Annotated in this window: 27 protein-coding genes; 17 read left to right on the plus strand and 10 right to left on the minus strand. The window is 70.6% G+C overall.

Features of this window, described 5'->3' with window-relative positions:
• The first annotated feature begins 48 nt into the window (after positions 1 to 48).
• Complete coding sequence (locus tag GV015_RS01940) at positions 49 to 510, plus strand: GNAT family N-acetyltransferase (protein WP_159876225.1); 462 nt, start codon at positions 49 to 51, stop codon at positions 508 to 510.
• Between the two features lie 16 nt (positions 511 to 526).
• On the opposite strand, the gene GV015_RS01945 is transcribed toward GV015_RS01940, so the two are convergent.
• The 5 genes from GV015_RS01945 to hemE all read right to left on the minus strand — a co-directional run bounded on the left by GV015_RS01945 (position 527) and on the right by hemE (position 4,419).
• Entirely contained in the window at positions 527 to 778 is a 252-nt protein-coding gene (locus tag GV015_RS01945) for a DUF3618 domain-containing protein (RefSeq protein ID WP_079003603.1), read from the minus strand.
• Positions 768 to 1,190 carry a phage holin family protein gene (locus GV015_RS01950; protein ID WP_064294953.1) on the minus strand — a complete coding sequence of 141 codons (423 nt, stop codon included), beginning with the start codon at positions 1,188 to 1,190 and terminating at the stop codon, positions 768 to 770. The genes GV015_RS01945 and GV015_RS01950 overlap by 11 nt, the downstream gene beginning before the upstream one ends.
• Before the next feature lie 17 nt (positions 1,191 to 1,207).
• A complete protein-coding gene (locus GV015_RS01955; protein ID WP_079706357.1) occupies positions 1,208 to 1,654 on the minus strand; it encodes a hypothetical protein in 447 nt (148 codons plus the stop codon).
• A gap of 132 nt (positions 1,655 to 1,786) precedes the next feature.
• Positions 1,787 to 3,331, minus strand: coding sequence for an NAD(P)/FAD-dependent oxidoreductase (locus GV015_RS01960; RefSeq protein WP_159876227.1), 1,545 nt, complete (start codon positions 3,329 to 3,331; stop codon positions 1,787 to 1,789).
• A complete protein-coding gene (gene hemE / locus GV015_RS01965) occupies positions 3,328 to 4,419 on the minus strand; it encodes a uroporphyrinogen decarboxylase (protein WP_236555288.1) in 1,092 nt (363 codons plus the stop codon). The genes GV015_RS01960 and hemE overlap by 4 nt, the downstream gene beginning before the upstream one ends.
• A gap of 114 nt (positions 4,420 to 4,533) precedes the next feature.
• On the opposite strand from hemE, the gene GV015_RS01970 reads away from it, so the two are divergent.
• A complete protein-coding gene (locus GV015_RS01970) occupies positions 4,534 to 5,994 on the plus strand; it encodes a glutamyl-tRNA reductase (protein WP_159876231.1) in 1,461 nt (486 codons plus the stop codon).
• Positions 5,995 to 6,389: 395 nt separating this feature from the next.
• On the opposite strand, the gene GV015_RS01975 is transcribed toward GV015_RS01970, so the two are convergent.
• Positions 6,390 to 6,989, minus strand: coding sequence for a DUF4190 domain-containing protein (locus tag GV015_RS01975; RefSeq protein WP_159876233.1), 600 nt, complete (start codon positions 6,987 to 6,989; stop codon positions 6,390 to 6,392).
• 136 nt (positions 6,990 to 7,125) lie between these two features.
• On the opposite strand from GV015_RS01975, the gene GV015_RS01980 reads away from it, so the two are divergent.
• Both GV015_RS01980 and GV015_RS01985 read left to right on the plus strand, forming a co-directional pair.
• The gene (locus tag GV015_RS01980; protein ID WP_159876235.1) at positions 7,126 to 7,944 is read left to right on the plus strand and encodes a triacylglycerol lipase; all 819 of its coding nucleotides are present in this window, start codon (positions 7,126 to 7,128) and stop codon (positions 7,942 to 7,944) included.
• Entirely contained in the window at positions 7,941 to 8,372 is a 432-nt protein-coding gene (locus GV015_RS01985; protein WP_236555289.1) for an NUDIX domain-containing protein, read from the plus strand. Before GV015_RS01980 ends, GV015_RS01985 begins: the two co-directional genes overlap by 4 nt.
• Positions 8,373 to 8,623: 251 nt before the next feature.
• Here GV015_RS01985 and GV015_RS01990 read toward each other — a convergent pair whose 3' ends face one another.
• A complete protein-coding gene (locus tag GV015_RS01990; protein ID WP_064294922.1) occupies positions 8,624 to 9,529 on the minus strand; it encodes a serine hydrolase in 906 nt (301 codons plus the stop codon).
• 269 nt (positions 9,530 to 9,798) lie between these two features.
• Complete coding sequence (locus GV015_RS01995) at positions 9,799 to 10,569, minus strand: SDR family NAD(P)-dependent oxidoreductase (protein ID WP_159876237.1); 771 nt, start codon at positions 10,567 to 10,569, stop codon at positions 9,799 to 9,801.
• A 116-nt stretch (positions 10,570 to 10,685) separates the two neighbouring features.
• On the opposite strand from GV015_RS01995, the gene GV015_RS02000 reads away from it, so the two are divergent.
• The 9 genes from GV015_RS02000 (at position 10,686) to GV015_RS02040 (ending at position 19,905) form a co-directional block, all read left to right on the plus strand.
• Entirely contained in the window at positions 10,686 to 11,414 is a 729-nt protein-coding gene (locus tag GV015_RS02000) for an SDR family oxidoreductase (RefSeq protein WP_159876239.1), read from the plus strand.
• On the plus strand, positions 11,411 to 12,088 hold the full coding sequence (locus GV015_RS02005) for a FadR/GntR family transcriptional regulator (protein WP_159876241.1): 678 nt from the start codon (positions 11,411 to 11,413) through the stop codon (positions 12,086 to 12,088). The genes GV015_RS02000 and GV015_RS02005 overlap by 4 nt, the downstream gene beginning before the upstream one ends.
• Before the next feature lie 240 nt (positions 12,089 to 12,328).
• Positions 12,329 to 13,615 (plus strand): sugar ABC transporter substrate-binding protein, encoded by a 1,287-nt coding sequence (locus tag GV015_RS02010; protein WP_064294926.1) that lies wholly within the window; start codon positions 12,329 to 12,331, stop codon positions 13,613 to 13,615.
• A 6-nt stretch (positions 13,616 to 13,621) separates the two neighbouring features.
• The gene (locus GV015_RS02015) at positions 13,622 to 14,593 is read left to right on the plus strand and encodes a carbohydrate ABC transporter permease (RefSeq protein ID WP_370282131.1); all 972 of its coding nucleotides are present in this window, start codon (positions 13,622 to 13,624) and stop codon (positions 14,591 to 14,593) included.
• 83 nt (positions 14,594 to 14,676) lie between these two features.
• Positions 14,677 to 15,519, plus strand: coding sequence for a carbohydrate ABC transporter permease (locus GV015_RS02020; protein WP_079706980.1), 843 nt, complete (start codon positions 14,677 to 14,679; stop codon positions 15,517 to 15,519).
• Complete coding sequence (locus GV015_RS18980) at positions 15,516 to 17,087, plus strand: glycoside hydrolase family 3 protein (protein ID WP_201299330.1); 1,572 nt, start codon at positions 15,516 to 15,518, stop codon at positions 17,085 to 17,087. Before GV015_RS02020 ends, GV015_RS18980 begins: the two co-directional genes overlap by 4 nt.
• Complete coding sequence (locus GV015_RS02030) at positions 17,084 to 18,025, plus strand: N-acetylglucosamine kinase (protein ID WP_159876243.1); 942 nt, start codon at positions 17,084 to 17,086, stop codon at positions 18,023 to 18,025. The genes GV015_RS18980 and GV015_RS02030 overlap by 4 nt, the downstream gene beginning before the upstream one ends.
• Entirely contained in the window at positions 18,009 to 19,046 is a 1,038-nt protein-coding gene (murQ, locus tag GV015_RS02035; protein WP_159876245.1) for an N-acetylmuramic acid 6-phosphate etherase, read from the plus strand. The genes GV015_RS02030 and murQ overlap by 17 nt, the downstream gene beginning before the upstream one ends.
• Entirely contained in the window at positions 19,036 to 19,905 is an 870-nt protein-coding gene (locus GV015_RS02040) for a MurR/RpiR family transcriptional regulator (protein WP_079706344.1), read from the plus strand. The genes murQ and GV015_RS02040 overlap by 11 nt, the downstream gene beginning before the upstream one ends.
• A 9-nt stretch (positions 19,906 to 19,914) precedes the next feature.
• Here the strand turns inward: GV015_RS02040 and GV015_RS02045 are convergent, their stop codons facing one another.
• Together GV015_RS02045 and GV015_RS02050 are read right to left on the minus strand one after the other, a co-directional pair.
• A complete protein-coding gene (locus tag GV015_RS02045) occupies positions 19,915 to 20,637 on the minus strand; it encodes an SDR family NAD(P)-dependent oxidoreductase (RefSeq protein WP_159876247.1) in 723 nt (240 codons plus the stop codon).
• A complete protein-coding gene (locus tag GV015_RS02050; RefSeq protein ID WP_159876249.1) occupies positions 20,637 to 21,569 on the minus strand; it encodes a helix-turn-helix domain-containing protein in 933 nt (310 codons plus the stop codon). Before GV015_RS02050 ends, GV015_RS02045 begins: the two co-directional genes overlap by 1 nt.
• 128 nt (positions 21,570 to 21,697) lie before the next feature.
• On the opposite strand from GV015_RS02050, the gene GV015_RS02055 reads away from it, so the two are divergent.
• From GV015_RS02055 to GV015_RS02070, 4 genes are read left to right on the plus strand one after another with little or no spacing between them, the layout of a single operon-like run.
• Positions 21,698 to 22,723: a zinc-dependent alcohol dehydrogenase family protein gene (locus GV015_RS02055; RefSeq protein ID WP_159876251.1), complete on the plus strand. Its 1,026-nt coding sequence runs from the start codon at positions 21,698 to 21,700 to the stop codon at positions 22,721 to 22,723.
• Positions 22,720 to 23,946 (plus strand): MFS transporter, encoded by a 1,227-nt coding sequence (locus GV015_RS02060; RefSeq protein WP_236555290.1) that lies wholly within the window; start codon positions 22,720 to 22,722, stop codon positions 23,944 to 23,946. Before GV015_RS02055 ends, GV015_RS02060 begins: the two co-directional genes overlap by 4 nt.
• A 54-nt stretch (positions 23,947 to 24,000) precedes the next feature.
• A complete protein-coding gene (locus GV015_RS02065) occupies positions 24,001 to 24,981 on the plus strand; it encodes a hypothetical protein (protein WP_159876253.1) in 981 nt (326 codons plus the stop codon).
• Between the two features lie 39 nt (positions 24,982 to 25,020).
• A complete protein-coding gene (locus tag GV015_RS02070; protein ID WP_159876255.1) occupies positions 25,021 to 25,515 on the plus strand; it encodes an NUDIX domain-containing protein in 495 nt (164 codons plus the stop codon).
• The last annotated feature ends 83 nt before the right edge of the window (positions 25,516 to 25,598 follow it).

Consider the following 25,598-nt stretch of genomic DNA (forward strand, 5'->3'; position numbering starts at 1 on the left):
GGTCACGATTGACACCGAGCCCAGCCTCACCGCCGATACAGTCGGGTGATGATCAGCGAGCAGCCTCCCGTCGAGTACCACGTCGCCAGAGCGGCCGAGATGGATCCGGTGACGCTCTACCGCGTGCTGAAGATCCGCGTCGACGTCTTCGTCGTCGAGCAGACGGCGCTCTTCGCCGATCTCGACGGACGCGACCTCGAGGACGGCACCCTCATCGCCTGGGCGCAGGAGGGCGACGAGGTACTCGCGACGATCCGGATCCTGACCGAGGCCGAGCACTCGGAGATCGGACGCGTGGCCACCGCGTTCACCGCCCGCGGGCGGGGTCTCGCCGCGGAACTGATCCGTCGCGCCGTGGCCGACCACGGGCATCGGGAACTCCGCATGGGCGCCCAGAAACGCCTCGCCGACTGGTACGGCCGGTTCGGATTCGAGATCAGCGGCCCCGACTACGTCGAGGACGACATCGTGCACGTTCCGATGACGCGCGTGGCCACCCCGAGGGACTGACCGGCGGCGGGACGCGTCAGCGCGCGATGGCGCGGACGATGCCCCACACGGCCAGCCCGGCCGCACCGGCGAGGCCCGCGACACCGGCGTAGAAGACCGCCGGGCGTTCGACCTTGACGGTCGCGATCTGCACGATGGCACGACGCTTGGCGCGGTGCACCTGCTTCGGGACGTTGAGCTTGTCCTCGATCGCGTTCAGCGTGGCGACGAGCTCGGCGCGAGCCTGCTCGGGCGAGGGCGTCGCCCCCGGGAACTGGTCAACGGTCATACTCGCCGAGTCCCTTCACTGCCTTGATGTCTTCCTTCACGTTGTCCATCGGGCTCGGGTCCTCGTTGATCTTCTTGAAGTACCGCAGCGCGATGAGCACGAGGACCGCCGCGACGAGGACGAAGAGCACGAAGACGCAGAGCGCCGCCAGCCACGAGGGCATGACGAGCGCGAGCGCGAGGATCAGCACGGCGACGAGCACGCCGACCGCGAAGAACAGGAACACCGCGGCGCCGGCGACGAACGCCGCTCCGATGCCCGCGTACTTGCCCTTGTGGGCCAGCTGCGTCTTGAGGTTGGCGATCTCGGCCTTGACCAGGTTCGAGACGACCCCGGGCAGCTGGCCGACGAGGGTCAGGAGGGATTCGTCGCGCTTGTCGTAGCGCGGCTCCGAGCGGTTGCGGTCACTCATGAACGGCATCGTCGGTGCTACTCGCCGCTCTTGGGCTTCGGTGCCGTCGTCTTGGGCGCGGCAGGCTTGCGCACTGCGGGCTTCGAGGCCGACGACGTCGAGGTGCCGGAGGCCGTGCGTGCGTCCTTGACCGTCTCGGACACGTCCTGGACGGTGTCCTCGGTCTTCGACTCAGCCTTGCGGTGCACTGAGCCTGTCGAAGTGTCGAGCTTCTGGCCAGGCGTCGAGCCCTGCTGGCTGACGACCTTCGCGACGGCGCTGACGCCGCTCCACAGAGCCGCGGGGACCTCGCTGATGCGTGCCTTAGCGAAGTCCTCGACCTTGCCGCGCTGCGCGCGCACCGGCTTCGCGTTCCACAGCTTGACCCACTGCGTCTTGATCTGCTCGTAGCGTTCGCGTCCGGCGCGGGTACCGAGCACGTAGCCCGTGAGCCCACCGACGACGAACATGACCTTGCCCTTCATGGCGCCTCCGTCTGTTCGAGTGGTGCTGTGATGCTGCATCCAACGGGACCAGCGTAGTCGGGTGTCACTCCGACGCCACCATCCGGTCGGGGGTTGACAGGAAAAGATGCCGGGTCGGGCATATGGGCGTGTCTACCGCTGCAGCGCCTGATGGCGGAGTCGTGCCGCCGCCTCGTGGGCGTCGGGCACCACCGAGGCGAGCCCCGTGCCCGACAACCAGGCACCCGTGACCGCGAGGTCGGGCACCTCGGCCACTGCTTCCCGGATGGCCGTCGAGCGTTCGCGCTGGCCGCGGGCGGCGGTCGGCTGCGTCCCCGTCCAGGAGATGCGGTGGAAGCCGCGGACGCTGCCCGGGTCGAGCTGGACGCCGAGCATCGCGGACGCGTCGTGCAACGCCGTCGAGAGCAGCTCCTCGTCGGTCAACGCGCTCGTCGCGTCGGCTTCGCCCTGACGACCGAAGGACAGGCGGACGACGTGGCGGTGCTCGCCCTGCGCCTTCGCGCGGTCGGCGAGCCAGGCCCACTTCGCCGTCGCATGGGTGAGCGCCTTGGCGTGGAGCGTCGAGCCGGGTGCGACGAGCAGCCCGGAGCCACGCGGTGCGGCGTCGAGTGCCGGTTCGTCGAGCACGATCGTCACGAGCTCGATCGGCGCCGGCAGGACCGGGTCGCCCGCGTCGTCGCCGGCGGCGGGGAGGTCGCGAAGCGCCGGCCCGACGTCGGCCAGCAGGTTGCGGGCCGGCTGCTCGGGCGTCGCGATGAGGACCAGATCGGCCTCGAGCACCCGGCCGTCGGTCAGGGCGACGTACCAGGGGGCCTTCGACGCGCCGGCGGCCGCGGGACGCTCGCTCATCCGTGGGAGGCCTGCGTCGCCGAGGCCGACACCCGGTCCGTCCACGTCGATGTCGAACGGGTTCCGGGAGATCGCCGTGACGGCGACGCCGGTGATGAGCGTCGACCCCCACCGCTCGAGTTCCGCGGTCAAGCCGTCGACGAGGACGGTCATGCCGCCGTCGAGGCCACCGACCGCGGCACCGGCGGGCGCGTTCTCCCGGAGAGCCGCGACGGCGAGGGACAGCGCCCCGGTGCGCGTCAGCGCGGCGTTCAGCCCGGGAGCCGCGCGATCGACGTCGAGGTCGTCTGGAGCGGCCGAGTAGACGCCCGAGGTGACCGGAGCGACGAGGAGATCGTGGACGGCCGCGCCCATGCGCTTCCGGACGAGCGCACCGAGGTTGTGCTCGGTGCCGATCGTGAGCGGCGGGCGGATGCGGTCGAGGTAGGCGCGCAGGGCACCCTTCCAGCCGATGACCCGACGGACGTCGTCGGCGAGGGGGTTCGTCGGGATGCCCAGCAGTCCCGCCTTGGGGAGCGGGACACTCCGCTGCGGCTGTCCGGGCTTGGCGACGTGCAACCAGGCCCCGGCCCGGTTGGGACGCACGACGCGGTCGGTCAGGCCCAGTTGCTCGATGAGCTCGGCGACCGAGCCACCGCGCGTCGCGAAGCTCTCGGCACCGACGTCGATGCGGAGACCCGCGACCTCGGCGGCCGCGAGCGCGCCACCGAACGACTCCTGCGCGTCGACGACCGTCACCGAGATGCCGACCTTGGCGCAGTCGACCGCGCCGACGAGTCCGGCCACACCACCGCCGATGACGACGAGACGCTTCGGCTCGAGACTCATGCGGGCTGCCAATCGTGGGCGAGGGCGACGATGCGGGTCAGGACGTCCGGGTCGGTCTCGGGCGGGACCCCGTGGCCGAGGTTGAGGACGTGCGACGGCGCCGCCGTCCCGCGCTGGAGGATGTCGAGGACGTGCGCCTCGAGGACCGGCCATGGGGCGGCGAGCAGTGCCGGGTCGATGTTGCCCTGCACGGGGACGGCGCCACCGAGACGTCGGATGCCCTCGTCGAGCGCCAGCCGGTAGTCGATCCCGACGACGTCGGCGCCGACCCGGTGCATCGCACCGAGCAGCTCGCCCGTCCCGACGCCGAAGTGCACCTTCGGGACGGGGAGGTCGGCGACGTGCGCGAGCGCGGCCCGGGAGGCCGGGGCGACATGACGCTCGTAGTCCTCGAGGGAGAGCGCCCCCGCCCACGAGTCGAAGAGCTGCGCGGCCGATGCACCGGCGAGCACCTGGGCGCGGAGGAAGCGACCGGTGACGTCCGCGCACCAGGCCATGAGCTTCGCCCACGACTCCGGGTCGGCGTGCATGAGGGTGCGGGCGGCGAGGTGGTCCTTCGACGGTCCGCCCTCGACGAGATAGGCGGCGAGCGTGAACGGTGCACCCGCGAAGCCGATGAGCGGCGTGCGGCCGTCGCCGATCCCCGCGAGCCCGGCGACGGTGAGCGCGACGCCCTCGCGGATCGGTGCCAGCGTGTCGTCGAGGACGGCCGGGTCGAGCGCGACGAGCGCGTCGACCTCGGCGGCCGTCCGAACCGCCGACCCCATGACGGGACCACGGCCCGGCACGATCTCGACCGCGACCCCGGCCTGCTTCAGCGGCACCACGATGTCGCTGAAGAAGATGGCCGCGTCCGTCCGGTGCCGTCGGATGGGCTGGAGGGTGATCTCGCTCGCCATCGCCGGGTCGAGGCAGGCGTCGAGCATGGCCGTCCCGATCCGCAACTCGCGGTACTCGGGCAACGACCGGCCGGCCTGACGCATGAACCAGACGGGCGTCCGCTCGGGACGGGCGCCGCGGTACGCGGTGATGAGCGGCGACGACTGGGTCACGCCGGTGACGAGCGGGTGTTCGGGTGGGAGACTCACCCCTCCATCCTCCCATCTCCGCCCTGAGAGGGAGGGGCGCGCGCGCGACCGGGTGAGGGTCACCTGGGTGGCTTCCCGGAGAGGCCGACGTACCCGCTCGGGTAGACTCATCGGGTGCTCATGTGTGTGACGGCGAGCCATAAGAACGCCACCTTCGACCTCCTCGAACGACTCTCAGTCGGTGCCGAGGGCGTTGCCGCGCGCCTGGTCGAGCACCACGAGTGCGTCTCGGGTGCCGTCGTCGTGGCCACCTGCAACCGGTTCGAGGCGTACATCGACCTCGACGAGCCCGTCACCGCCGCCGCATCCGTCGCCTTCGAGGCCGCTGCGGAGGCCGTCAGCGAGACCACCGGCATCCCCGCCGAGCAGCTGCGGGAGGTGTTCGACCTCAGCGTCGGCACCGCGGCAGCCGAGCACCTCTTCGCCGTGTCGGCCGGACTCGAGTCCGTCGTCGTCGGTGAGGGCGAGATCGCCGGCCAGGTGCGGCGCTCCCTCGAGGCCGCTCGCGCCGGTGGCACCACCAGTTCCGAACTGGAGCGCCTGTTCCAGCGCGCGTCCCAGACCTCCCGTGGCATCAAGAACCGCACGCCGCTCGGGCGCGCCGGTCGCTCCATCGTTCGCCTGGCCCTCGACCTCGCGGAGAGCCGCATCGACGACTGGGCCACGCAGCGCGTGTTGCTCGTCGGCACCGGTGCGTACGCCGGCGCGAGCCTCGCCGCCCTCCGCGACCGCGGCGTCACCGACGTCCTCGTGTACTCGCCGTCCGGCCGCGCCGAGAAGTTCGCGCGCTCGCACGAGATCGGCTGGATCGGACACGACGACCTCGCCCGCACCACCGGCGAGGTCGACATCATCGTCACCTGCACCACCGCCGAGGGCCACGTAGTCGACGCCGAACTGCTCCGCGCGGGTCGCACGGCCGTCGCCACCGACCACCGTGCGCGAGCCGCGGCTGCCACGGACGCACCGACGCTCTCGCTGGTCACCGCGTCCGACGCACCGGCCGCACCCGAGCCCACCGGAGTCTCCGCGCTCGTCCACGACGTCATCACCGAAGCCGCCGCCGAGTGCCCGGTGCCGCACGCGTCGGCACAGCTCGTCATCGACCTCGGCCTGCCGCGCAACGTCGACCCCGACGTCTCCACCGTCTCCGGTGTCGTCCTGCTCGACCTCGAGACCATCCGCATCCACGCGCCGCTCGAGGAGCTGCAGGCCACCGAGGTCGCGCGCTCCATCGTCAGCCGCGCCGCGCAGAAGTTCGCCGCGGTCGGCGAGGAGCGCAGCCTCGAGCCCGCCGTCGTCGCACTCCGCAGCCACGTGCACGCACTCGTCGAGGCCGAGGTCGCCCGTGCGACCGCTCGCGGCGGCGACGACGGTTCGACCGCCCGTGCACTGCGTCACCTCGCCGGAGTGCTGCTGCACGAGCCGACGGTGCGCGCACGGAACCTCGCCCGCAACGGCGAGCAGGCCGCGTACACGACGGCGCTGCAGACGCTCTTCGGCATCGACGTCCCGCAGACACCGGCGGTCGTCGTGCCGGTCGCCGACACCGACTCGGCCGCCTCCGCCTCCTAGGCTTCCGAAGGCACCGGGCTTCTCGCGTCGGGTGGCTCCGTTCGCCGAGCCGACCTTCGGTCATCGAGCTGAGCCCGGTCGCCGAGCCGGCCCCCGGTCACCGGGCCTGTCGAGGTGCGCGCGAACACGCGACCCGACCATGGACGTTCCTCGTGTGCCCTTCGACACTTCGACAGGCTCAGTGCGGCGCAGCTCAGGGAACGGAGAGGGTTGCCGCTCAGGGAACGGGTCACGCACCGCCCTTCGACAAGCTCAGGGACCGGAGAGGGGTGCTAGTCAGGTACGGGAGGAGGGTCACCGCCCAGGGACCGGGGCCGGAAGGGCGCTGGAACGACGAACGGGCACCGGCGCGATGCCGATGCCCGTCGTGATCCGCCTGCGGAGCAGGCCGTGGATCAGTAGTCGTAGTTGTAGTCGTACGAGCTCGCAGCGCCCATGACGCCGGCGAAGATGAGGATGTAGAAGATGATGACGACGATGCCGGCGAGGACCGAGACGCCGCTCACGATGGTGCCGGCGAGGGCCAGGCCGCGGCCCTGCTCACCCGTGCGCTTGATCTGACCGAGCGCGATGATGCCGAGCACGAGGCCGACGACGCCGAACCCGACGAACGGGGCGATGAGCGAGATGATCGCCATGACGTTCGTCTTCGGGCCGGTCGGCTGCGCGTAGCCGTACGGCGCCTGGGGCTGTCCGTACGGAGCGGCGGGCTGGCCGTAGGGGTTCTGCTGCTGCCCGTAGGGTGCCTGCGGCTGGCCGTAGGGGTTCTGCTGCTCGCCGTAGGGCGCCTGCGGCTGACCGTACTTCGGCTGCTCACCGTACTGCGGAGCCTGCTGGCCCGACTGCTCACCGTAGGGCGAGGGCTGGCCGTACTGCGGAGCCTGTTCGCCGTACTGCGGAGCCGGCGGAACCTGCGATTCGCCGTAGGCCGGCTGCTGGGGGTTCTGGCTCTGACCGTATGGGTCGTTCGGCTGGCCGGAGTTCGGATCAGTCATGAAGGTGCACCTCGCGCATAGGGGTTCGACGAACGGACTCATGCTTGCAGCGCGCCGTCGCCTTGTCAACACAGGGTAACCCGCGATCCCTGATGTTCACTGGGCTCGCGCGGCGGGCACCGGAGGCGGTGGCAAGATGGACGAGGGGGTGCGGATGGACGAGGAGTCGGTGGCGGAAGCCGAGGACGTCACGCTCGCCGATGCCCCGCCGGTCGCCGAGCGGCCTGGCGCGCTGACCATCGCCGGGATCGTCGCCGTCGACTGGGTCCACTCCGTCGTCTGGCACACGCGGGCCTTCTTCAGCGGCCGAATCCCGAGGGAGTACGCCCGAGGCGACGCGAGTCGCCCCGTCGTCGTCCTCATCCCCGGCGTGTACGAGACCTGGGCGTTCCTGAAGCCGGTCGCCGACCGCCTGAACGCCGACGGCTACCGGATCCGCATCGCCCGCGGCCTCGGATACAACCGCAAACCCATCCGCGACACGGCGGCCCGCTTCGCCCGCGCGCTCGGGCGGTTGCCGAAGCCCGCCGCCGGGTGCGTCATCGTCGCGCACAGCAAGGGAGGCCTCGTCGGAAAGGAGCTGCTCCTCACCGAACGCGAGCGGCTGGGCCTGCTCGGGGTCGTCGCGATCTGCTCGCCGTTCTCCGGGTCGGTGCTCGCGAAGTACGTCGTCGACCCGAGCCTCCGCGCCTTCCTCCCGACAGACGAGACCATCGTCGCGCTCGGCGCCCCGCACGACGTCAACGCCGACATCGTCTCCATCTACAGCACCTTCGACCCGCACGTGCCGTCCAGCAGCGTGCTGCCCGGAGCGACGAACGTGCTCCTCCCGGTGCCGGGTCACTTCGTGATCCTCAGCACGGACGAGCTCAAGGACGCCGTGGAACTCGCCGTCGACGGGTTCGCCGATCGGGTGCGGCCCGCACTCGACACCGAGAACCCGGCCGACCGGTGAGCCGCGCACCCGAGAGCTCGGGCAGCGCGCTCCCCGACATCCTCGTGTCCGCGGTCGCGATCGTCCGCGGACGGCGGGTGCTCATGGTGACGGCTCGCGGCCGCGACGTCCTCTACATGCCGGGCGGGAAGATCGACGCGGGCGAGACGCCCGCCGAGGCCGCCGTCCGGGAGGCACGCGAGGAGGTCGCGGTCGAGATCGATCCGGCGCGGGTGACGCCGTTGTTCACGGTGGTCACGCAGGCGCACGGCGAGCCCGACGGCCGGCTCGTGCGAATGCACGTCTTCGCGGCCGAGACGGACGAGACACCGACGCCCTCCGCCGAGGTGAGCGCGGTCCACTGGGTGGGCACGGAGTCACTCAACCGCTGCCCACCCGCGGGGCGCGACGTGCTCGAGCGCCTCGCGGCGGCGGGGCTCATCGACTGAGCGGCGTTCCTTCGACAGGCGGATCCTGCCCTTCGACAAGCTCAGGGACCGGCGGAAGTGAACCCTTCGACAAGCTCAGGGACCGACGGAAGTGAACCCTTCGACAAGCTCAGGGACCGACGGAAGTGAACCCTTTGACACGGTCAGGGACCGACGGAAGTGAACCCTTCGACAAGCTCAGGGCCGGCGGAGGTGAGCCCTTCGACACGCTCAGGGACCGGCCGACCAGGGCCCGGATGAGTGAGACCGGCTCAGTGCACGTACTCGAGGAGGTCCTGGCCGAGGATCCGAACGGCGTCGACCACCCCGAGGCGCGTGCCGAGCTCCGTGTCGTCGTAGCTCGTGCACACGGCGTAGCTCACGGCGCCGTTCGGACCGCGGAGGATGCCCGCTTCGGCTCGCACACCGACCCCGGAACCGGTCTTGTTGAAGAGCTGGATGCCGTGGTCGGGCTCACGGTGGGCCAATGGGTCGAGCCCGAAGCCCGAGGCGACGAGCGAGAGGTCGGTGTTGAGCGACAACCAGGCCAGGACCCGGCGGCTGGTGGTCGCGTCGACGATCTCGCCCGTCGCGAGTGCCTGGAACAGCCAGGCGAGTTCGCGGGCGGAACCGACGGAGAGCTGCGGTGCGTTGTCGGGGCCGCGGTGGTCGCGGACGATGTCGAGGAGGGCCGTGCGCTTCAGCCCGATCTCCTCGGCACGGTGGCGGACGGCGTCGAGACCGATGTGGCGGAGCAGGACGTTCGTGGCGAGGTTGTCGCTCGTCGCGCCGACGAGGGCCGCGAGGTCGGCGACCGGGAGGGACGGCGCTTGCAGGTGCTGCCAGATCCCGGAGTCGGCGACGGCGTCGAGTGGCTCGCGGTCGAGGATGGTGAGCCCGCTGAAGTCGGCGTCGCCCAGGCGGGCCGCGACCTCGATGAGGAGAAGGACCTTGCCGATCGAGGCAGTGGGCACGACGACGTGGTCGTCGGCCGACATGAGCATCTCGCCGGTGGTGATGTCGTTGATCCGGAGGCTGACCTGCGCGCCCGACGCGGCCAGCTCACCGAGGGCGCTGAAGCCGCGGGTGAAGGGTTCGATCTGGGCGGAGGCACGGTGGCGCCCTCGACGCGCATCGCGCGAACGGCGACGTTCCGACTCGTGCACTCGTGAAGCCACGGCTGACCGAACTCCTCTGCTCCAGATGGTGATCCCGACGATCCTGCGGGTGTGGACCTGCCCCGGTCAGCCCACTCGACGGCCGTCCGACGACCCGCGCAGCGGGCCTCCGGATGTGCCGTCCACGGTATCGTAAGCGCCCTTCGCGCTGGCTGCGAATCTGGGCCTGGGAACGTCGTTCCCGGGCGCGTCGGTCCGACATCCGTCGCTTCCATCGCCCGCGAATCCGGTCGGTCCACCGCGCGGATCCCGTCGGGCCCAGAGCCTGATCAGGGGCGAGCGCGGGCTGGGAACTGGGTCGCGAACTTGCCGCCGCTGACGTCGATCAGCGCACCGGTGACGTAGCCCGCCTGGTCGCTCGCGAGGAACCGGACGACGTTCGCGACGTCCTCAGGTTCCTCCCATCGGCGCACCGAGAGCGTGTCGAGGAGTTCGTCCTGCTGCGCCGTCGGGAGCTCGGCGAAACCGTTCATCGCCGTCGGCACCATGCCGGGGGCGTAGGCGTTCACCGTGATGCCCCACGGCCCCAGCTCGCTCGCGAGGACCCTGGTGAGCTGCACCACCGCGGACTTCGACGCCGCGTAGGCCGCGCTGCCGACGCTCGGGATGACCGCAGCGAAGCTCGCGGCGTTGATGATGCGCCCGGAGCGCTGTTCCTTCAGATACGGGATGACCGCCTTCGACACCCGGAAGACGCCGCCGACGTTGACGTCGAAGCACCTCGTCCACGCGGCGTCGCTCGTCTCCTCGAGCAGCGACTGCACGTTGACCCCGGCGTTGTTCACGAGGACGTCGATCCCTCCGAGCCCGGCGGCAGCCGCCGCGACCGCGCTCGACACCGATTCCTCGGAACGCACGTCGCATGCGATGGCGACGAGGTCGCCGTGGTGGGACGCCACGAGCGCGTCCAGGGAGGAGACGTCGAGGTCGAGCACCGCGACGCGGGACCCCTCTGCGAGGAAGGACTCCACGAGGGCGAGCCCGATCCCTCGAGCACCTCCGGTCACGATCACCCGTCGGTCCGTCAGGTCCAGCAGCATCGGTGTCTCCCGTCGTCCGAGCGCGTCCGTCGACGCGTCGACCCGGTGTCGACGGCCGCGTACGCACCAGGCGAGTAAAACATACTTATGGTCGGCCGGCTCGCTACACTGGCGTCATGACGGATCGAGTGCTCTGGGTGACGGGTGGCGGCAGCGGCATGGGGCAGGCCGTGGCGGTGTCTGCTGCTGAGGCGGGCTGGCGCGTCGCCGTGACGGGGCGACGCCGCGAGGCGCTCCTCGAGACCGTCGAGGCCGTCACCTCCGCCGGCGGTGTGGCCGTCGCCGCGGAGGCCGATGCGACGGACCCCGCTTCGCTCGCCCGAGCCCACGAACGCATCGTCGCCGGACTCGGCCCGGTCGACGACCTCGTCACCGCGGCGGGCCTGAACGCACCGCGGCGCCGGTGGGACGACCAGTCGATGACGGAGTTCGCCGCGATCGTCGACACCAACCTCACCTCGGTCGCCCGGACGATCGACCTCGCGCTGCCCACCATCCGCGACGCCCAGGGACGGATCGTCGTCATCTCCTCCTTCGCCGGCTGGCGCTTCTCCACGAAGGGTGGCGTGGCCTACAGCGCGAGCAAGACCGCACTCGCCTCGCTCTGCGCGACCCTCAACGAGGAGGAGGGGGCCCACGGCGTCGGCGCCACCCACCTCTGCCCGGGCGACGTCGACACCCCGTTCCTCTCCATGCGGCCGCAGGTGCCGGAAGGTGCGGCGCGCGAGACGATGCTGACACCCGAGGACATCGGCCGCGCCGTGCGGTTCATCCTCGACGGCCCGCCACACGTGCGGATCGATGAGCTCGTGATCTCCCCCACCCGTCCGTCAGCACGGGCGTGAGCCGCGCACCGGGGACGTCGGCCTTCGAACGGACGCTCGACCGGATCGGTACCGACATCGTCGACGGCGGACTGCCCGCCGGCACGGTGTGCACGGTGGACGAGCTGGTCGACCGCTCTGGGCACTCGCGGTCCGTGGTCCGGGAGGCGACCCGCGTGCTCTCCGGCATGGGACTCCTCGCCAGCAAGGCGCACGTCGGCCACACGGTGCAGCCGTCGTCGAGCTGGGACTGGTTGCAGCCTCGGGTGCTCCGCTGGGCGTTGGCGAGCGGACGACGGGAGTCCACCCTCCTCGCGATCCGCGAACTCCGCACCGCGACCGAGCCGGAGTCGGCACGGCTCGCGGCCGAGCGACGCAGCGACGACGACGCCCGCGAGCTCCGCGTGACGAGTGAGGCGCTCCGCGCGGCCGCGGTTCGCCAGGATCCGATCGCGTTCCTCGAGGCCGACCTCCTGCTGCATCGCCTCATCCGGCGCGCGGCGGCGAACCCGATCCTCGACCGGGTCGGCGACGCCGTCGACGAGGCCCTCCGGGATCGTGTGGACCAGCTGCCCGGCGACGGCATCGACCACCACGACGCGGCGTTGCACACGGACCTCGCGTCGGCGATCGAGGCGCAGGACGGCGAGCGGGCCGCCGCGACGATGCGCGTGATCATCCTCCGCACGGCCTGACGGCGGCGATGCCCGACCGCCCCTCGCACTCACGGTTCTCGCAGCTTCGTGAAACACGTCCGTCACGCAGGTAACGACCGTGTTGCAGTGCTGGAAAATATTTGCAAGCTTCCTGTACTTATTGAATACTGTTTCCACACCCACTGAAAACAGCAGGGATCGACCGCGGTTTCCCGGTCACTCCGGATCCCGGGCCAACGACGGCTCGGACTCCCGATCCCAGAATCGAGGAGCAGCACCATGCGCAAGCGCACCCTTCCGCTGGCCGTCCTCGCCACCGCGGCACTCGGCCTCACCGCCTGTGCCGGTGGCGGTTCCGGCTCAGGCGACGTCTCGGCAGACGGCCAGACGCTCACCGTCTGGATCATGCAGGGCACCAACCCCGACTCCGAGGCCTTCTTCAAGGAGGTCGGCTCGGCCTTCAAGAAGGAGACCGGCGCCACCCTCAAGGTCGAGTACGTGCAGTGGGCCGACGCCCACGACCGCTTCGTGACGTCGATCGCCGGGAACACCACCCCCGACGTCGCCGAGACGGGCACCACCTGGACGGCCGAGTTCGCCGATGCCGGCGCCCTCGCCCCCATCGGCGACTACGTCGACAAGGCCGGCCTGAAGGACGACCTCGTCAAGGGCCTCGCCGACTCCGGTACGTACGACGGCGAGCTCTACGGCATGCCGTGGTACGCCGGCGTCCGCTCGATCGTCTACCGCACCGACGTCTTCGAGGAGCTCGGCCTCAAGGCGCCGACCACCTGGCAGGAGATCATCGACGCCGGCACCGCGATCAAGGCCGCCAAGCCCGACATGATCCCGTTCCCCGTCCCCGGTGACGCCGAGTTCACGGCGTACCCCTGGGTCTGGGGCGCCGGCGGCGAGGTCTCCGAGCTCGACGGCGACACCTGGAAGTCGGGGCTCGCGAGCGACGACTCACGCAAGGGCATCCAGTTCTGGACCGACCTGGCCACCAAGTACGACCTCTCCTCCTCAGGTGCCACCACCTGGAAGGAGACGGACGTCCTCGACAACTTCGTGCAGGACAAGGTCGCCATGGCGATCATGGGCTCCTGGACCCCGGCGACGATCGTCCAGAAGAACCCGGAGCTCGAGGGCAAGTTCGCCGCCATCCCGATCCCGGGTGAAGACGGCGGCATGTCGCCCTCCGTGCTCGGCGGTTCGCACCTCAGCATGTTCAACACCTCGAAGAACAAGGACCTCGCGTTCCAGTTCATCGAGATGATGACCACCGGCAAGTTCGCCTCCGAGTGGGCCGAGCAGACCGGCTACTTCCCCGGCCAGACCTCGCTCCTCAGTGACTCGACCGAGAGCGACGACCCGCTGGTGAAGCCCTTCGCCGAGCAGTTCGTCGACGGCGGCGCTTCCCTCCCCGTGACCCCGAAGTTCGGTGCGGTGCAGGCGAAGAAGACCACCAACGCGATGATCCAGGCCATCCTCTCCGGAAGCAAGTCGGTCGACCAGGCGACGACCGATGCCGCCAAGGAGATGGACGACATCATGAACGGCAAGTAGCCGATCGTGTCGACCCTCACCCCGCCCACGGTCACCCGCGAAGCCCCCGCTTCGCGGGTGGCCGGGGGCCCCTCCCCCAAGCGGCTGCGCCTCCTGATGCGCACCCGCCCCTGGCTGCTGCTCGCGCCGGCACTCCTCATCCTCGCCGTGCTCCTCCTCTGGCCGCTCATCCGCGTCGTCCTGTTCTCCCTGCAGGACTACGGACTGCGCGAGATCGTCAGCGGCGACACCAACTTCAACGGCGGCGCCAACTACGCCGAGGTCTTCGCCGACCCGACCCTCTGGACCGTCGTCCTCCCGAACACCGTCTTCTTCGCCGCGGCCGCCGTCATCGGTACGGTCGTCCTCGGCACCCTCGTCGCCCTGCTCATGGCGAACCTCGGCTCCTTCTGGCGCACCATCGTCGGCAGCGCCATCATGGTCGCCTGGGCGATGCCCGCCGTCACCGGCACCTACGTCTGGGTCTGGATCTTCGACGCCGACCGCGGCATCGTCAACCAGACGCTCATGGGGCTCGGGCTCATGGACGAGCCCTTCAACTGGTTCACGAACCAGTTCACGTTCTACGGCATCGCGCTGCTGAACGTGATCCACCACGGCTTCCCGTTCGTGGCCATCACCGTCCTCGCCGGCCTGCTCGGCGTGTCCAAGGAGATGCTGGAAGCCGCCGAGATGGACGGGGCGGGCGCGTTCCGTCGCTTCTTCCAGATCACCTTCCCGTCGCTGCGCCAGGTGTTCTCGGTCGTGATCATCCTGTCGACCATCTGGGACTTCAAGGTGTTCGCGCAGATCTACCTCATGCCGGGTGGTTCCGGCTCGAACCGCGAGGTGTTGAACCTCGGCGTGTGGTCGTACGTGGAGTCCTTCGGGCAGAACCGCTACGGCTTCGGCTCCGCAATCGCGGTGCTGTTGACGCTCGTCCTGCTCGGCATCACGATCGTCTACATCCGCGCCCTCATGAAGGAGGACGAACTGTGACCACCCACGCTCCCGCCCCCACCGCCGCCCGTCGACCGGCTGAAGGACCGGGCACCGACCGGTCCACCAAGCCGCAGGTCCCGATGCACCGGAAGGCGAGCGGTCGGAAGATCCGCTCGAACACCGTCAAGGCGATCCTCGTCACCCTCCTGCTCGTGTTCACGCTGTTCCCGGCGTACTGGATGCTGTCGAGCGCGTTCGACGCGCAGGCGTCGAGCGGCGGCCAGTCCTTCTTCCCGAAGGAGTTGTCGTTCACGAACTTCGAGTCGGTCCTGACCGACGGCGGGTTCGCGGTCTTCCTCCGCAACTCCGCGATCGTCGCCGGTGCGACGGTGCTCATCTCCGCCGCCGTCGCGCTCCTGGCGTCGGTCGCGGTCGCCCGCTTCCGGTTCAAGTTCCGCACCGCGGTGCTGCTCATGATCCTCGTCGTGCAGATGGTGCCGCTCGAGGCGCTCGTGATCCCGCTGTTCGTGCAGATCCGCGACCTGCAGCTGCTCAACACGCTGCTCGGGCTCATCATCGTGTACGTCGCGCTCGCACTGCCGTTCGGCATCTGGATGCTGCGCGGCTTCGTCGCGGCGGTGCCCGTGGAGCTCGAAGAGGCGGCGTTCCTCGACGGCGCCAGCTGGTGGCGAATGTTCCGCTCGATCATGCTCCCGCTCGTGGCCCCCGGCCTCGTCGCGACGAGTGTGTTCAGCTTCATCACGGCCTGGAACGAGTTCATCTTCGCGATGACCCTGCTCGGCGGCTCGACGGAGAACTACACGGTGGCCATCGGCCTCAAGCAGTTCTTCGGCCTGAACTCCAACGACTGGGGTTCGGTCATGGCGGCGTCGACCATCATCACGATCCCGGTCATGATCTTCTTCATCCTCGTGCAGCGCCGCCTCTCGGGCGGACTGGTGTCCGGAGCGGTGAAGGGATGATCGACCCCGACGTCGCGCGGCTCGTCCGGGGCGTCCTCTGGCCGGGCTTCCTCGGCCGGACCGCCCCGGACTGGCTGCTGCGCGAGCTGGACGGCGGCCTCGCGGGCGTCGTGTACTTCGGGCAGAACCTCTCCTCGGACCCGGCGGAGGTCGCGGCGCTGTCGGCCGAACTCCGTGAGCACCGGCCCGAGGTCCTCATCGGCGTCGACGAGGAGGGCGGCAACGTCTCCCGCCTCGAGGCGCAGACGGGCTCCACCCTGCCCGGGCATGCGCAGCTCGGTGCACTCGACGACGTCGAGACGACGCGCGCGGTGGGTGCGGCACTCGCCGAGCGGCTCCACGCCGCCGGGGCGAACGTCGCCCTCGCGCCCGTCGCCGATGTGAACACCAACCCAGCGAACCCGGTGATCGGGGTGCGCTCGTTCGGCTCCACCGCCGAGCTCGTCTCCCGCCACGTCGCCGCAATGGTCGACGGATTGCAGGCCGGCGGGGTCGCGGCGTGTGTCAAGCACTACCCCGGCCACGGCGACACGGCGAGCGACTCGCACCTGGATCTGCCCCGCATCGACCTGGACCTGGCGGAGCTCGAAGCCGAGCACCTGCCACCGTTCGACGCGGCGATCGCCGCCGGCGTCGCGAGTGTCATGACCGCCCACATCGTCGTCCCGGCGTTCGGTGACGCCCCGGCGACGCTCAACCCGATCCCCCTCCGTCGGCTGCGCGAAAGCGGCTTCGACGGCGTGATCATCTCCGACGCGCTCGACATGGCCGCCATCCGGTCCACCACCGGCTCAGGACGCGGCGCTGTCCTCGCCCTCGAGGCCGGCGTCGACCTGCTCTGCATCGGCAACCCGTCCAACCTCGGGCCGAAGCAGGGCGCGACGACCGACGAGGACGACTACCTCGAGGTGTTCGAGGCGGTCTGCGCCGCCGTCGCCGACGGCGAGCTCGATCGAGCGATCGTCGAGCGCGCGGCCGCCCGTGTGGCGTGGCTCGCGCGGTCCGTCAGCCCTTCCCCGGTCCCTGAGATTGTCGAAGGGCGCTTCTCCGACGCCATCCGGCGGGTCGTGCGCGTCCGGGGCGAGGTCGCGATCGACGCGTCGGCGATCACCCTCGTCGACCTCCGCGACCGACCGACGTTCGCCGTCGCCTCGGCCCACGATCCGTTCGCCGAGTCACTCGCCGAACGGTTCGACGTCACCCGGCTCGCTGCCGGCCCGAGCCTCCGGACACCGGATCCGCAGGCCGAGGCGCCCGCCTCCGATGAGCTGACCCTCCTGCTCGCGACGATCCCCGCCGACGACGGGGTCGTCCTCCTCTCGGACCGTCTCGGCGACGACACCCCGCAGCGGCTCGCGGTGGACCGCGTCGCGCTGGTCCGCCCGGACGCCGTCGTCGTGAGCGTCGGGCTGCCGATCTCCGAGGACGCCGTCCTGCCCCTGCCGGTGATCGACACGCTCGCGGCCTCCCGGGCGTCCGCCGACCGGGTCACCGAACTCCTCACCGCGGCCTCCACCGCGGCGCCGATGCGCCATCAGTACGACCAGCACCACCGGAACGGATCATGAACCACCTCGCAGCACCCGTCCTCGCCATCGATCTCGGGAAGACCTCCTGCCGCGCCCGTATCACGAGCGGATCCGGCGACGACCTGACCGTCCTCGCGGAGGCCCGCGGCCACGGTGCACCGGGCCTCGCCGACCACGAGGGTGCGGAGCTGTCCGCCCGCGCAGTCCTCGAGACGGTCGCGCACCTCCCGGCCGACCTCCTCGCCGCGGTGCAGCACGTCGGGATCGGTGCCGCCGGGGTGGAGGCGGCACCGCACGAGGTCGCCGCGTTCACCGCCGAGCTTCGCCTGGCGCTCGGAGCGACGATCGCCGTCGTGAACGACGCCCTGGCAGCCCACGCCGGCGCCTTCGCCGGTGGTCCCGGCACGGTACTCATCGCCGGCACCGGATCCGTCGTGTTCGACGTCGACGCCGACGGCTCCGTGAAGCAGATCGACGGGTGGGGTCCCTGGCTCGGAGACGAGGGCAGCGGTCGATGGATCGGGCAGCAGGGCCTCGAGGCGTGCATGCGTGCCTTCGACGGGCGCGGCCCCGCGACCACGTTGCTCGCCGACGCCGAGGCGCTCATCGGGTCGATCCCCGCGCTCCCCCGCTGGGTCTCCAGCACCGGAGCACCGGCCCGCCAACTCGGCACCTTCGCGCCCACGGTCATCATCCGAGCCGAGGAGGGCGACGCCGTCGCCGCGGACATCGTCGACGCCGCCTGCGCCCACCTCGCCGTGAGCGCCGCCGCCGCCGGCACGGGCGCCGTGTGCGTCGTCGGCGGGATCGCCTCCCACCCCTACGTCGCCGCACATCTCGCGACGGCCATGCACGAGGTCGGCGTCGACCTCGTCGCACCCCGCGGTGACGCGCTCGACGGAGCCAGGCTCGTCGCACTCGACACCGCGATCTCCTACGACGGAAGGGTCGTGCGCGACGATGTCCACGCAGTCTGAGAGCGCCTCACCACCGGTCCCTGAGCCTGTCGAAGGGCCTGGGCCGATCACCGCAGGGCTGACCTCCGACCGCGACACCATCCGCGCGGAGCTCGCCACCCTCTCGACGGAGCAGGTGAACGAGCGACACCCCGACCTCGACGCCCTCTCCACGCGGGAACTCGTCGCCGCGATGAACGAGGACAACCGTTCCGTCCCCGACGCCATCGCGGCCGTCGAACCCGAGATCGCCGAGGCCGTCGAAGCGATCGTCGAGCGCCTCCGCCGGGGCGGACGACTCGTCTACCTGGGCGCCGGGACCGCCGGACGGATGGGCATCCTCGACGCGAGCGAGGCGCCACCCACGTTCGGGACCGACCCGGGCCTCATCGTCGGACTCATCGCGGGTGGTCCGGGCGCCATCCAGCAAGCGGTGGAGAACGCCGAGGACCGCGACGACCTCGGTCGAGCGGATCTGGAATCGCTGTCGATCACCGCGGACGACGCCGTCGTGGGTGTCTCCGCATCCGGTCGCACGCCCTACGTCCTGGGCGCCCTCGAGTACGCGCGCTCGATCGGTGCGATCACCATCGGCCTGTCGTGCAACGCCGGCTCCCCACTCGCCCGGGACGCGGACATCGGCATCGAGGCGGTCGTCGGTCCGGAGCTCCTCACCGGATCGACCCGGCTGAAGGCGGGGACGGCGCAGAAGCTCGTGCTCAACATGCTGTCGACGATCACGATGGTGCGGCTCGGGAAGACGTACCGGAACCTCATGGTCGACCTCCTCACCACGAACGAGAAGCTGCGAGCGCGGGCGGAACGCACGGTCATGCTGGCGACCGACGTCGACGCCGCCACGGCCGCGAAGACGCTCGCATCCGTGGACGGCTGGGTGAAGGCCGCTATCCTCGTCCTCGTGACCGGCATCGCCGCAGATGAAGCAGTCGCCCGCCTCCGTGGTGGCGACGGCTCCCTCAGTGCGGCCATCGCAGCGCACTCCGTCGAAGACCCGACGGGGGCCGCACCGGATGTCCACTGACGCGCTGCTCGTGCTCCGCCAGGCGATCCCTCGTCTGAGCGCCGCCGAGACGCGCGTCGCCGAGACCATCATCGGCACCCCCTCGCTCGTCGTCGAGTTGACCATCACCGAACTCGCGAAGGCCTGCGGCACCTCGCAGGCGACCGTCGCGCGGTTCTGCCAGACCATCGGATACACCGGCTACCGGGAGTTCCGGGTGGCCGTCGCGACCTCCACGAGTCGCGAGCAGGCGGAGCGTGACCGGTTCGAGGTCGACGACGCCGACATCGACCCGGACGACTCGGTGGAGACGGTCGTCGCGAAGGTCGCGTACCAGGAGGTGCAGGCGATCGAGCTCACCGCCCGCTCGCTCGACCGCGACGCTCTGGACGCGGTCGTCGACGCACTGCTCACCGCCCCACGGATCGACATCATCGGCTTCGGGTCCTCGAACCTCACGGCGCAGGACCTCCACCAGAAGCTCTACCGGATCGGCATGCCGGCCAACACCTTCGTCGACGCCCACCTCGCACTGCCCTCGGCCGCCCTCCTCGGGCCCGGTGGGGTCGCCATCGGCATCTCGCACTCCGGGCTCACGGTCGAGACCGAGCAGGCGATGCAGCTCGCGCGGGCCGCCGGCGCGACGACCGTGTGCATCACGAACTTCCCCGACTCCCCCATCGCCAGCCGGTGCGACCTCGTCCTCGCGACGCAGGCGAGGGAGAGCCGATACCGCTCGGGTGCGATGTCCTCGCGCATCGCCCAGCTCGCGCTCGTCGACCTGCTCTTCATCCGCGTCGCCCAGCGTCGCTACGACGCCGCGGCGGAGTCGCTCCGCGTCACCTACGAGTCGATCCAGGACCACCGCATCGACACCTGAGTTCGGAGATCAGGGCAGTAGTGAGACGCCCGTGTGCTCGGCGAGGGCGAGCAGCAGCTCATCTTGGAACGCCTCGTCGCGGACCGCGCGGTGCGGCTCCTCGCGTCGCTGGTGGTGCCAGTAGCCGGAGGTGTCGGCACCACGCCCTTCGGCGAGCGCCACCTGGGTCCGGTGCCCGAGTTCCAGGTCGTCGGGCGCGTTCGGTCCGCCCATGCGTGTCGGCACCCAACCCGGGTCGACCGCATTGCTGAACACCCCGGGACGCACTCGCGCGATGGCCGCCGCGAGGACGGTCACGAGGAGTTTGCTGTCGGAGTAGCTCGCCGTCCTCGTGGAACCCGACCAGTCGAGACCGTCGAGCGTCGCGGTACCGCCGCGGTGCATGCTGCTGCTGAGGAACACGAGTCGCCGCGCGGGGACGAGGGCGCTCAGCAGATAGGGCGCGACCACGTTGACCGGTAGGACGGCCGCTCCGTCGAGGACGCCGGCGTTGTGGATGATCGCGTCCACGGGACCGGCAGCTGCGACCTGCTCCGCGAGCTCCTGGACGCCGTCGAGGGTGGCGAGGTCACCGGTGACGAGGTGCGCGGAGGGCTCGTCGAGCAGCCGGACCTCGTCGGCTCGGGCGAGGCTCCGGGCATGGACGAGCACCTCGTGCCCGTGCTCGACCAGCTCGGTCGCGGCACCGAGCCCCAGGCCGACGGCGGCACCGGTCACGAGGATGCGCGCCATCAGCGACCCCCTGCCCGTCCGGCCTCGCTGGTGTCGGGCTCGTTCGTGACCGCCGCAGCGTCACGCTGCTCCGCCTCCCGCTGGGACGCCGCCCAGTTCGCGAGCAACTGCAGACGCTCGGCGGACGGTGAGCCGGGCTCCGCCGTGTAGACGAGCACGACGTGGCCTGGGTCGGCCGTGATCGCGAGCTCCTCGTAGGCGAAGGTCATCTCGCCGACGATCGGGTGATTGAACCGCTTCGTTCCCGTGCCGTGCGTGCGCACGTTGTGCGCTCCCCAGAGCGTGCGGAAGGCGTCACTCCGGGTCGACAGCTCACCGACGAGGTCGTGCAGTCCCTTGTCGTGCGGGTCCCGGCCGGCCTCGGCACGCATGACCGAGACGCACATCTCGGCGAAGACGTCCCAGTCGGGGTAGAAGTCCCGGGAGGCCGGGTCGAGGAACTGGAACCGGGCGAGGTTCGGGGTGCGCCCGCCGTCGCCGATGACGGGCGAGTAGAACGCGCGCCCGAGCTCGTTGGTCGCGAGCAGGTCCTGGTGGGTGTTGCGGACGAAGGCGATGCCGTCGGTGATCGCGTCGAGCATCCAGTGCAGGCTCGGCCGGGTCGCGGGGTTCTTGGCCGCCCGGCGACGCGGCCGACCGGAGAGCGGGACACCGTCGGCCGCGCGGGCGAGGTCGAACAGGTGGGTGCGTTCCGCCTCGTCGAGCTGGAGCGCCCGGGCGATGGCGTCGAGGACGGTCGACGACGCTCCGGCGATCGCCCCACGCTCCAGCTTCGCGTAGTACTCGACACTGACCCCGGCGAGCGCCGCCACCTCGGAACGCCGCAGCCCGGCCACCCGTCGGTTGGGGCCCGCGCTCAAGCCGGCGAGTTCCGGGGTCAGCCGTGCTCGACGCGTCATGAGGAACTCGCGTACGTCTGCTCGATCGTCCATGCCTCCGACGATACGTCCTCGAAGCGAGCCGACAGGTGCCCTCTCGGTACACCTCTCAGGCGGGACTCCCTCCCGGGTCGGGCGGGGCGTTGACTGGTCGCCTGCACCACCCGACAGAAGGAGCACACATGCGCGCAGTCGTCATGCACTCGCCCGGCGACGTCCGGGTCGAGGACCGACCGGACCCCACCATCCTCGACCCGACCGACGCCGTCATCCGGCTCACAGCGACCTGCATCTGCGGGTCCGACCTGTGGCCCTACCGCGGGGTCGAGCCCGTCGACCACACGAACATGGGGCACGAGTACGTCGGTGTCGTCGAGCAGGTCGGCGAGGACGTGCGGACGGTCGCCGTCGGCGACTTCGTCGTGGGCTCCTTCGTGACCTCCGACAACACCTGTGAGATCTGTCAGGCGGGGTACCAGTCGAAGTGCGTGCACGCCGAGTTCGTGTCGGTCGCCGCGGGCACGCAGGCGCAGCTCGCACGCATCCCCCACGCCGACGGCACACTCGTGGCGACCCCCGGGCAGCCGGACGCGGAGCTCATCCCCTCGCTGCTCGCCGCGTCCGACGTGCTCGGGACGGGCTGGTTCGCCGCGGTCGCCGCCGAGGTGGGGCCGGGGAAGACGGTCGTGGTCGTCGGTGACGGGGCCGTCGGGCTCATGGGCGTCCTCGCGGCCCGGGAGCTCGGGGCGGAACGCATCATCGCGATGTCGCGTCACGCCGACCGGCAGGCGCTCGCCCGTGAGTTCGGTGCGACCGACATCGTCGAGGAGCGCGGCGCCGAGGGTGTCGCACGGATCAAGGAGCTGACCGGAGGTCTCGGCGCGCACAGCGTCATCGAGGCGGTCGGCACCGAGGAGTCCATGCTGCAGGCGATCCGCTCCACTCGCGGTGGCGGCCACGTCGGCTTCGTCGGCGTCGCCCATGACGGTGTCTCGCTGCCGCTCGACGAGCTCTTCTTCGCCGAGGTGCACCTGCACGGTGGGCCGGCGCCGGTGCGACGGTTCCTCCCCGAGCTCATCCGGATGATCTGGGAGCGGAGGATCGAACCAGGGAAGGTCTTCGACCTCACGCTGCCACTCGAGGACGCCGCCGAGGGGTACCGGGCCATGGACGAGCGCCGTGCGATCAAGGTGCTGCTGACGCTGTGAGCCGCGCCGCACCGATCACCTCGACGCCCGACGCGCCGGTCGGGGCGTCGACCCTCCCCGTCGCCGGGACGCCCACCCGGATGCCCTGGTTCGCACTGGCGGCCCTCGCCGCGATGGGGTTCGTCCTCGTGGCCGCGGAGACGATGCCGGCCGGGCTCCTGCCGGTCATCGCCCGGGATCTCGACACGAGCGAGGGCCTGATCGGTCAGTTCATCAGTGTGTGGGCGCTCGGGACCGTCATCGTGACGATCCCGGCGCTCGCCCTCACCCGTGGCATGCGTCGCAAGCCGCTCCTCCTCGGCGCGATCGTCGGGCTCATCCTCGCGAACACCGTGACCGCGGTCGCGGGGGACGTCGTCGTCGCGCTGGTGTCGCGGTTCGTCGCCGGTGCGTTCTGCGGGGTGATCTGGGGCATGCTCGCCGCCTACGGGCGTCGCATCAGCCCGCCCGACCGTGGAGGCCTCGCACTGTCGATCGTGTCCGTCGGAGCGCCCGCCGGGCTGGCACTCGGGACACCGCTCGGCGCCTGGCTGGGCACCGCGTTCGACTGGCGCTGGGCGTTCGGAGGACTCACGGTGCTCGCGCTCGTCGTGCTCGTGTCCATCGCTGTGTTCGTACCCGACGCGGCAGGGCAGCCTCGCTCGGCACGGCTCCCGCTCCGACAGGTGCTCGTCCTGCCCGGTGTCGCGGTCGTCCTCGCGGTGATCGTCGTCTGGATGCTGGCTCACAACACCGTCTACACCTACATCGCACCGTTCCTTCGGGCCTCGGGCACGGGACTCGGGGCCGATCTCGTGCTGCTCGTCTACGGAGTCGCGTCCATCGCGGGCATCGCTCTCACGGCGGTGCTCATCGATCGGGCTCCGCGCGCGCTGCTCCACGGGAGCGTCGCGATGTTCGTCGCGGCGGGCGCGCTGCTCCTGCTCGGCCACGTCTCTATCGTCGCCGTCCTCATTGCGACTGTCCTATGGGGGCTGGCGTTCGGTGGCTCCTCCGCCCAGCTGCAGTCGGCGCTCACCCGATCGGGACGCGAGCACTCGGACGTCGCGAACTCCTTCCTGCCCGTCGCGTTCAACCTCGCGATCTTCGCTGGCGGTGTCCTCGGGGCTCTCCTCCTCGGCACCTTCGACGGGCTGATCCTCCCGGTGGTCATGATCGCCCTCGGACTCGCTGCGCTGCTGCTCACGATCGTGGGTCGCCGGTCGGCCTTCGCCGCGGGGTGACGCGGAGGCCGAGCCGGTGGCGGCGGTCGCGTGAGACCATCGGGCATGGCTTCCATGGATGATGCACCACGGGTCGGGGACCTCGAGGTCGACGGCGACGCACTCACCGGCGACGGCACGACACTCTCGGAGCTGGCGGACGAACTGGCTTGCGGCGTCGACGACGCCACCACCGCTGAGGCCCCGTCGGATGGTTGGCGGGTGCTCCGCCGGTTGGAGAGCGGTGCCGTGTATCTCGGTTCGCCGGTCGACGCGGACCACCGGACCTGGCGCGTCGCACAGGCGCATCCGGGAGAGCAGCCTCCGGTGGTGCGCGTACACCCGGACACGTTGGTCGTGCGCCCGAGCCGGGCCGAGCGGCGACAGGGCTTGGTGCTCCGCTGGCCGCCGTTCGTGGAGGAGCAGCACGATCCGAGCGAGCTGGTGATCGACATCGTCAACGCAGGCACCATGAGATGGACGCCCGAGAACGAGGGATTCCGTGCCGTCGGTGCGCTCACCGCGCCAGGCGGAACCGAGTTCTCCTTCGGCTGGGTCAGTTCCGCAGCGGATCGTGCCGTCCCGCTCGACCCAGGGGAGTACGCCCGAGTCCCGGTGCAACTCCAGCTGCAGTCCGACCCCACCTCACTGGAGCCCGGCCCCTATGACCTCCACGTCGTGGTCGTCGAACTCGGGCTTCGTCTCGCCGAGCCGCTCCGGGTCGAGCTGACCGCTGACCTGGTGGCGCGTCAGGTAGCCAAGCAGAACCGCCACCGGGCCGACCCCGCGAGCGAGCGCCGAGCCTTCGAGCGACAGATCGAAGCAGAGCAGCTGCGAGTCGGCGCCCGCCGGTCCTGGCCCGAGATCGCCAAGGTGGTCGGAAGCGCGGTGTCGGACGACGAGGCGTTGGAGCGCATCGCAGCCGTCCTGGACTGTGAGCCGGAGCAAGCGACGTCCGTGTACAACTCTCCACTGCGCGCGATGGTCAGGGCGGACGCCGACCGCCGTGACGAGCAACTGCAGGAACTCATCCGACAACGCGACGCCCTCGGGTGATGCTTCGCCCGAGGACCTGAGCCACCTAGACTCCCGCGCATGGGCTATGTCGGAAGCGATCTCTGGGAGCTGCGGCAGCTCGTGGGGCATCGGCTCCTCGCGCTCCCGGGTGCGCAGGTGCTCGTGCTGGACGGCGAGGGCAACGCACTCTTCCAGCGGCGGGTCGACACCGGCCTGTGGGAGATCCCGGCCGGTAGCTGCGAGCCCGGGAGCAGCTTCGCGGAGACCGCAGTCATGGAACTCGCCGAAGAGACCGGCCTGACGGTGGAAGAGCGCGACCTCGAGCCGTTCGCCTGTCTCTCAGCCACCGAGCACCACGTCCTCGACTACCCGAACGGCGACCGGGTCCATGCGTTCGCGATGTGCTTCGTGGCACGCACGCGGGCTGGTTCGTTACGCGCCGAGGTGGACGAGGTCGTCGAGTTCTGCTGGGCTCCGCTCGACGACCCGCCCACCCCGATGCACGGTCCGACCGTGGAGGTCCTGCGCCTGTTCGACGCCTACACCGCGTCGGGAGCATTCCAGGCGGGATGACCTCGGCCGCCCGCCGAGAGCGCAGAAGATGCTCGCGGTGGGCTCGTTCGAGAGCGTCTTGTGCGCTCTCGGTGAGCGCACCA

The organism is Plantibacter sp. T3 (assembly GCF_902506515.1).
GTDB lineage: Bacteria > Actinomycetota > Actinomycetes > Actinomycetales > Microbacteriaceae > Plantibacter > Plantibacter auratus.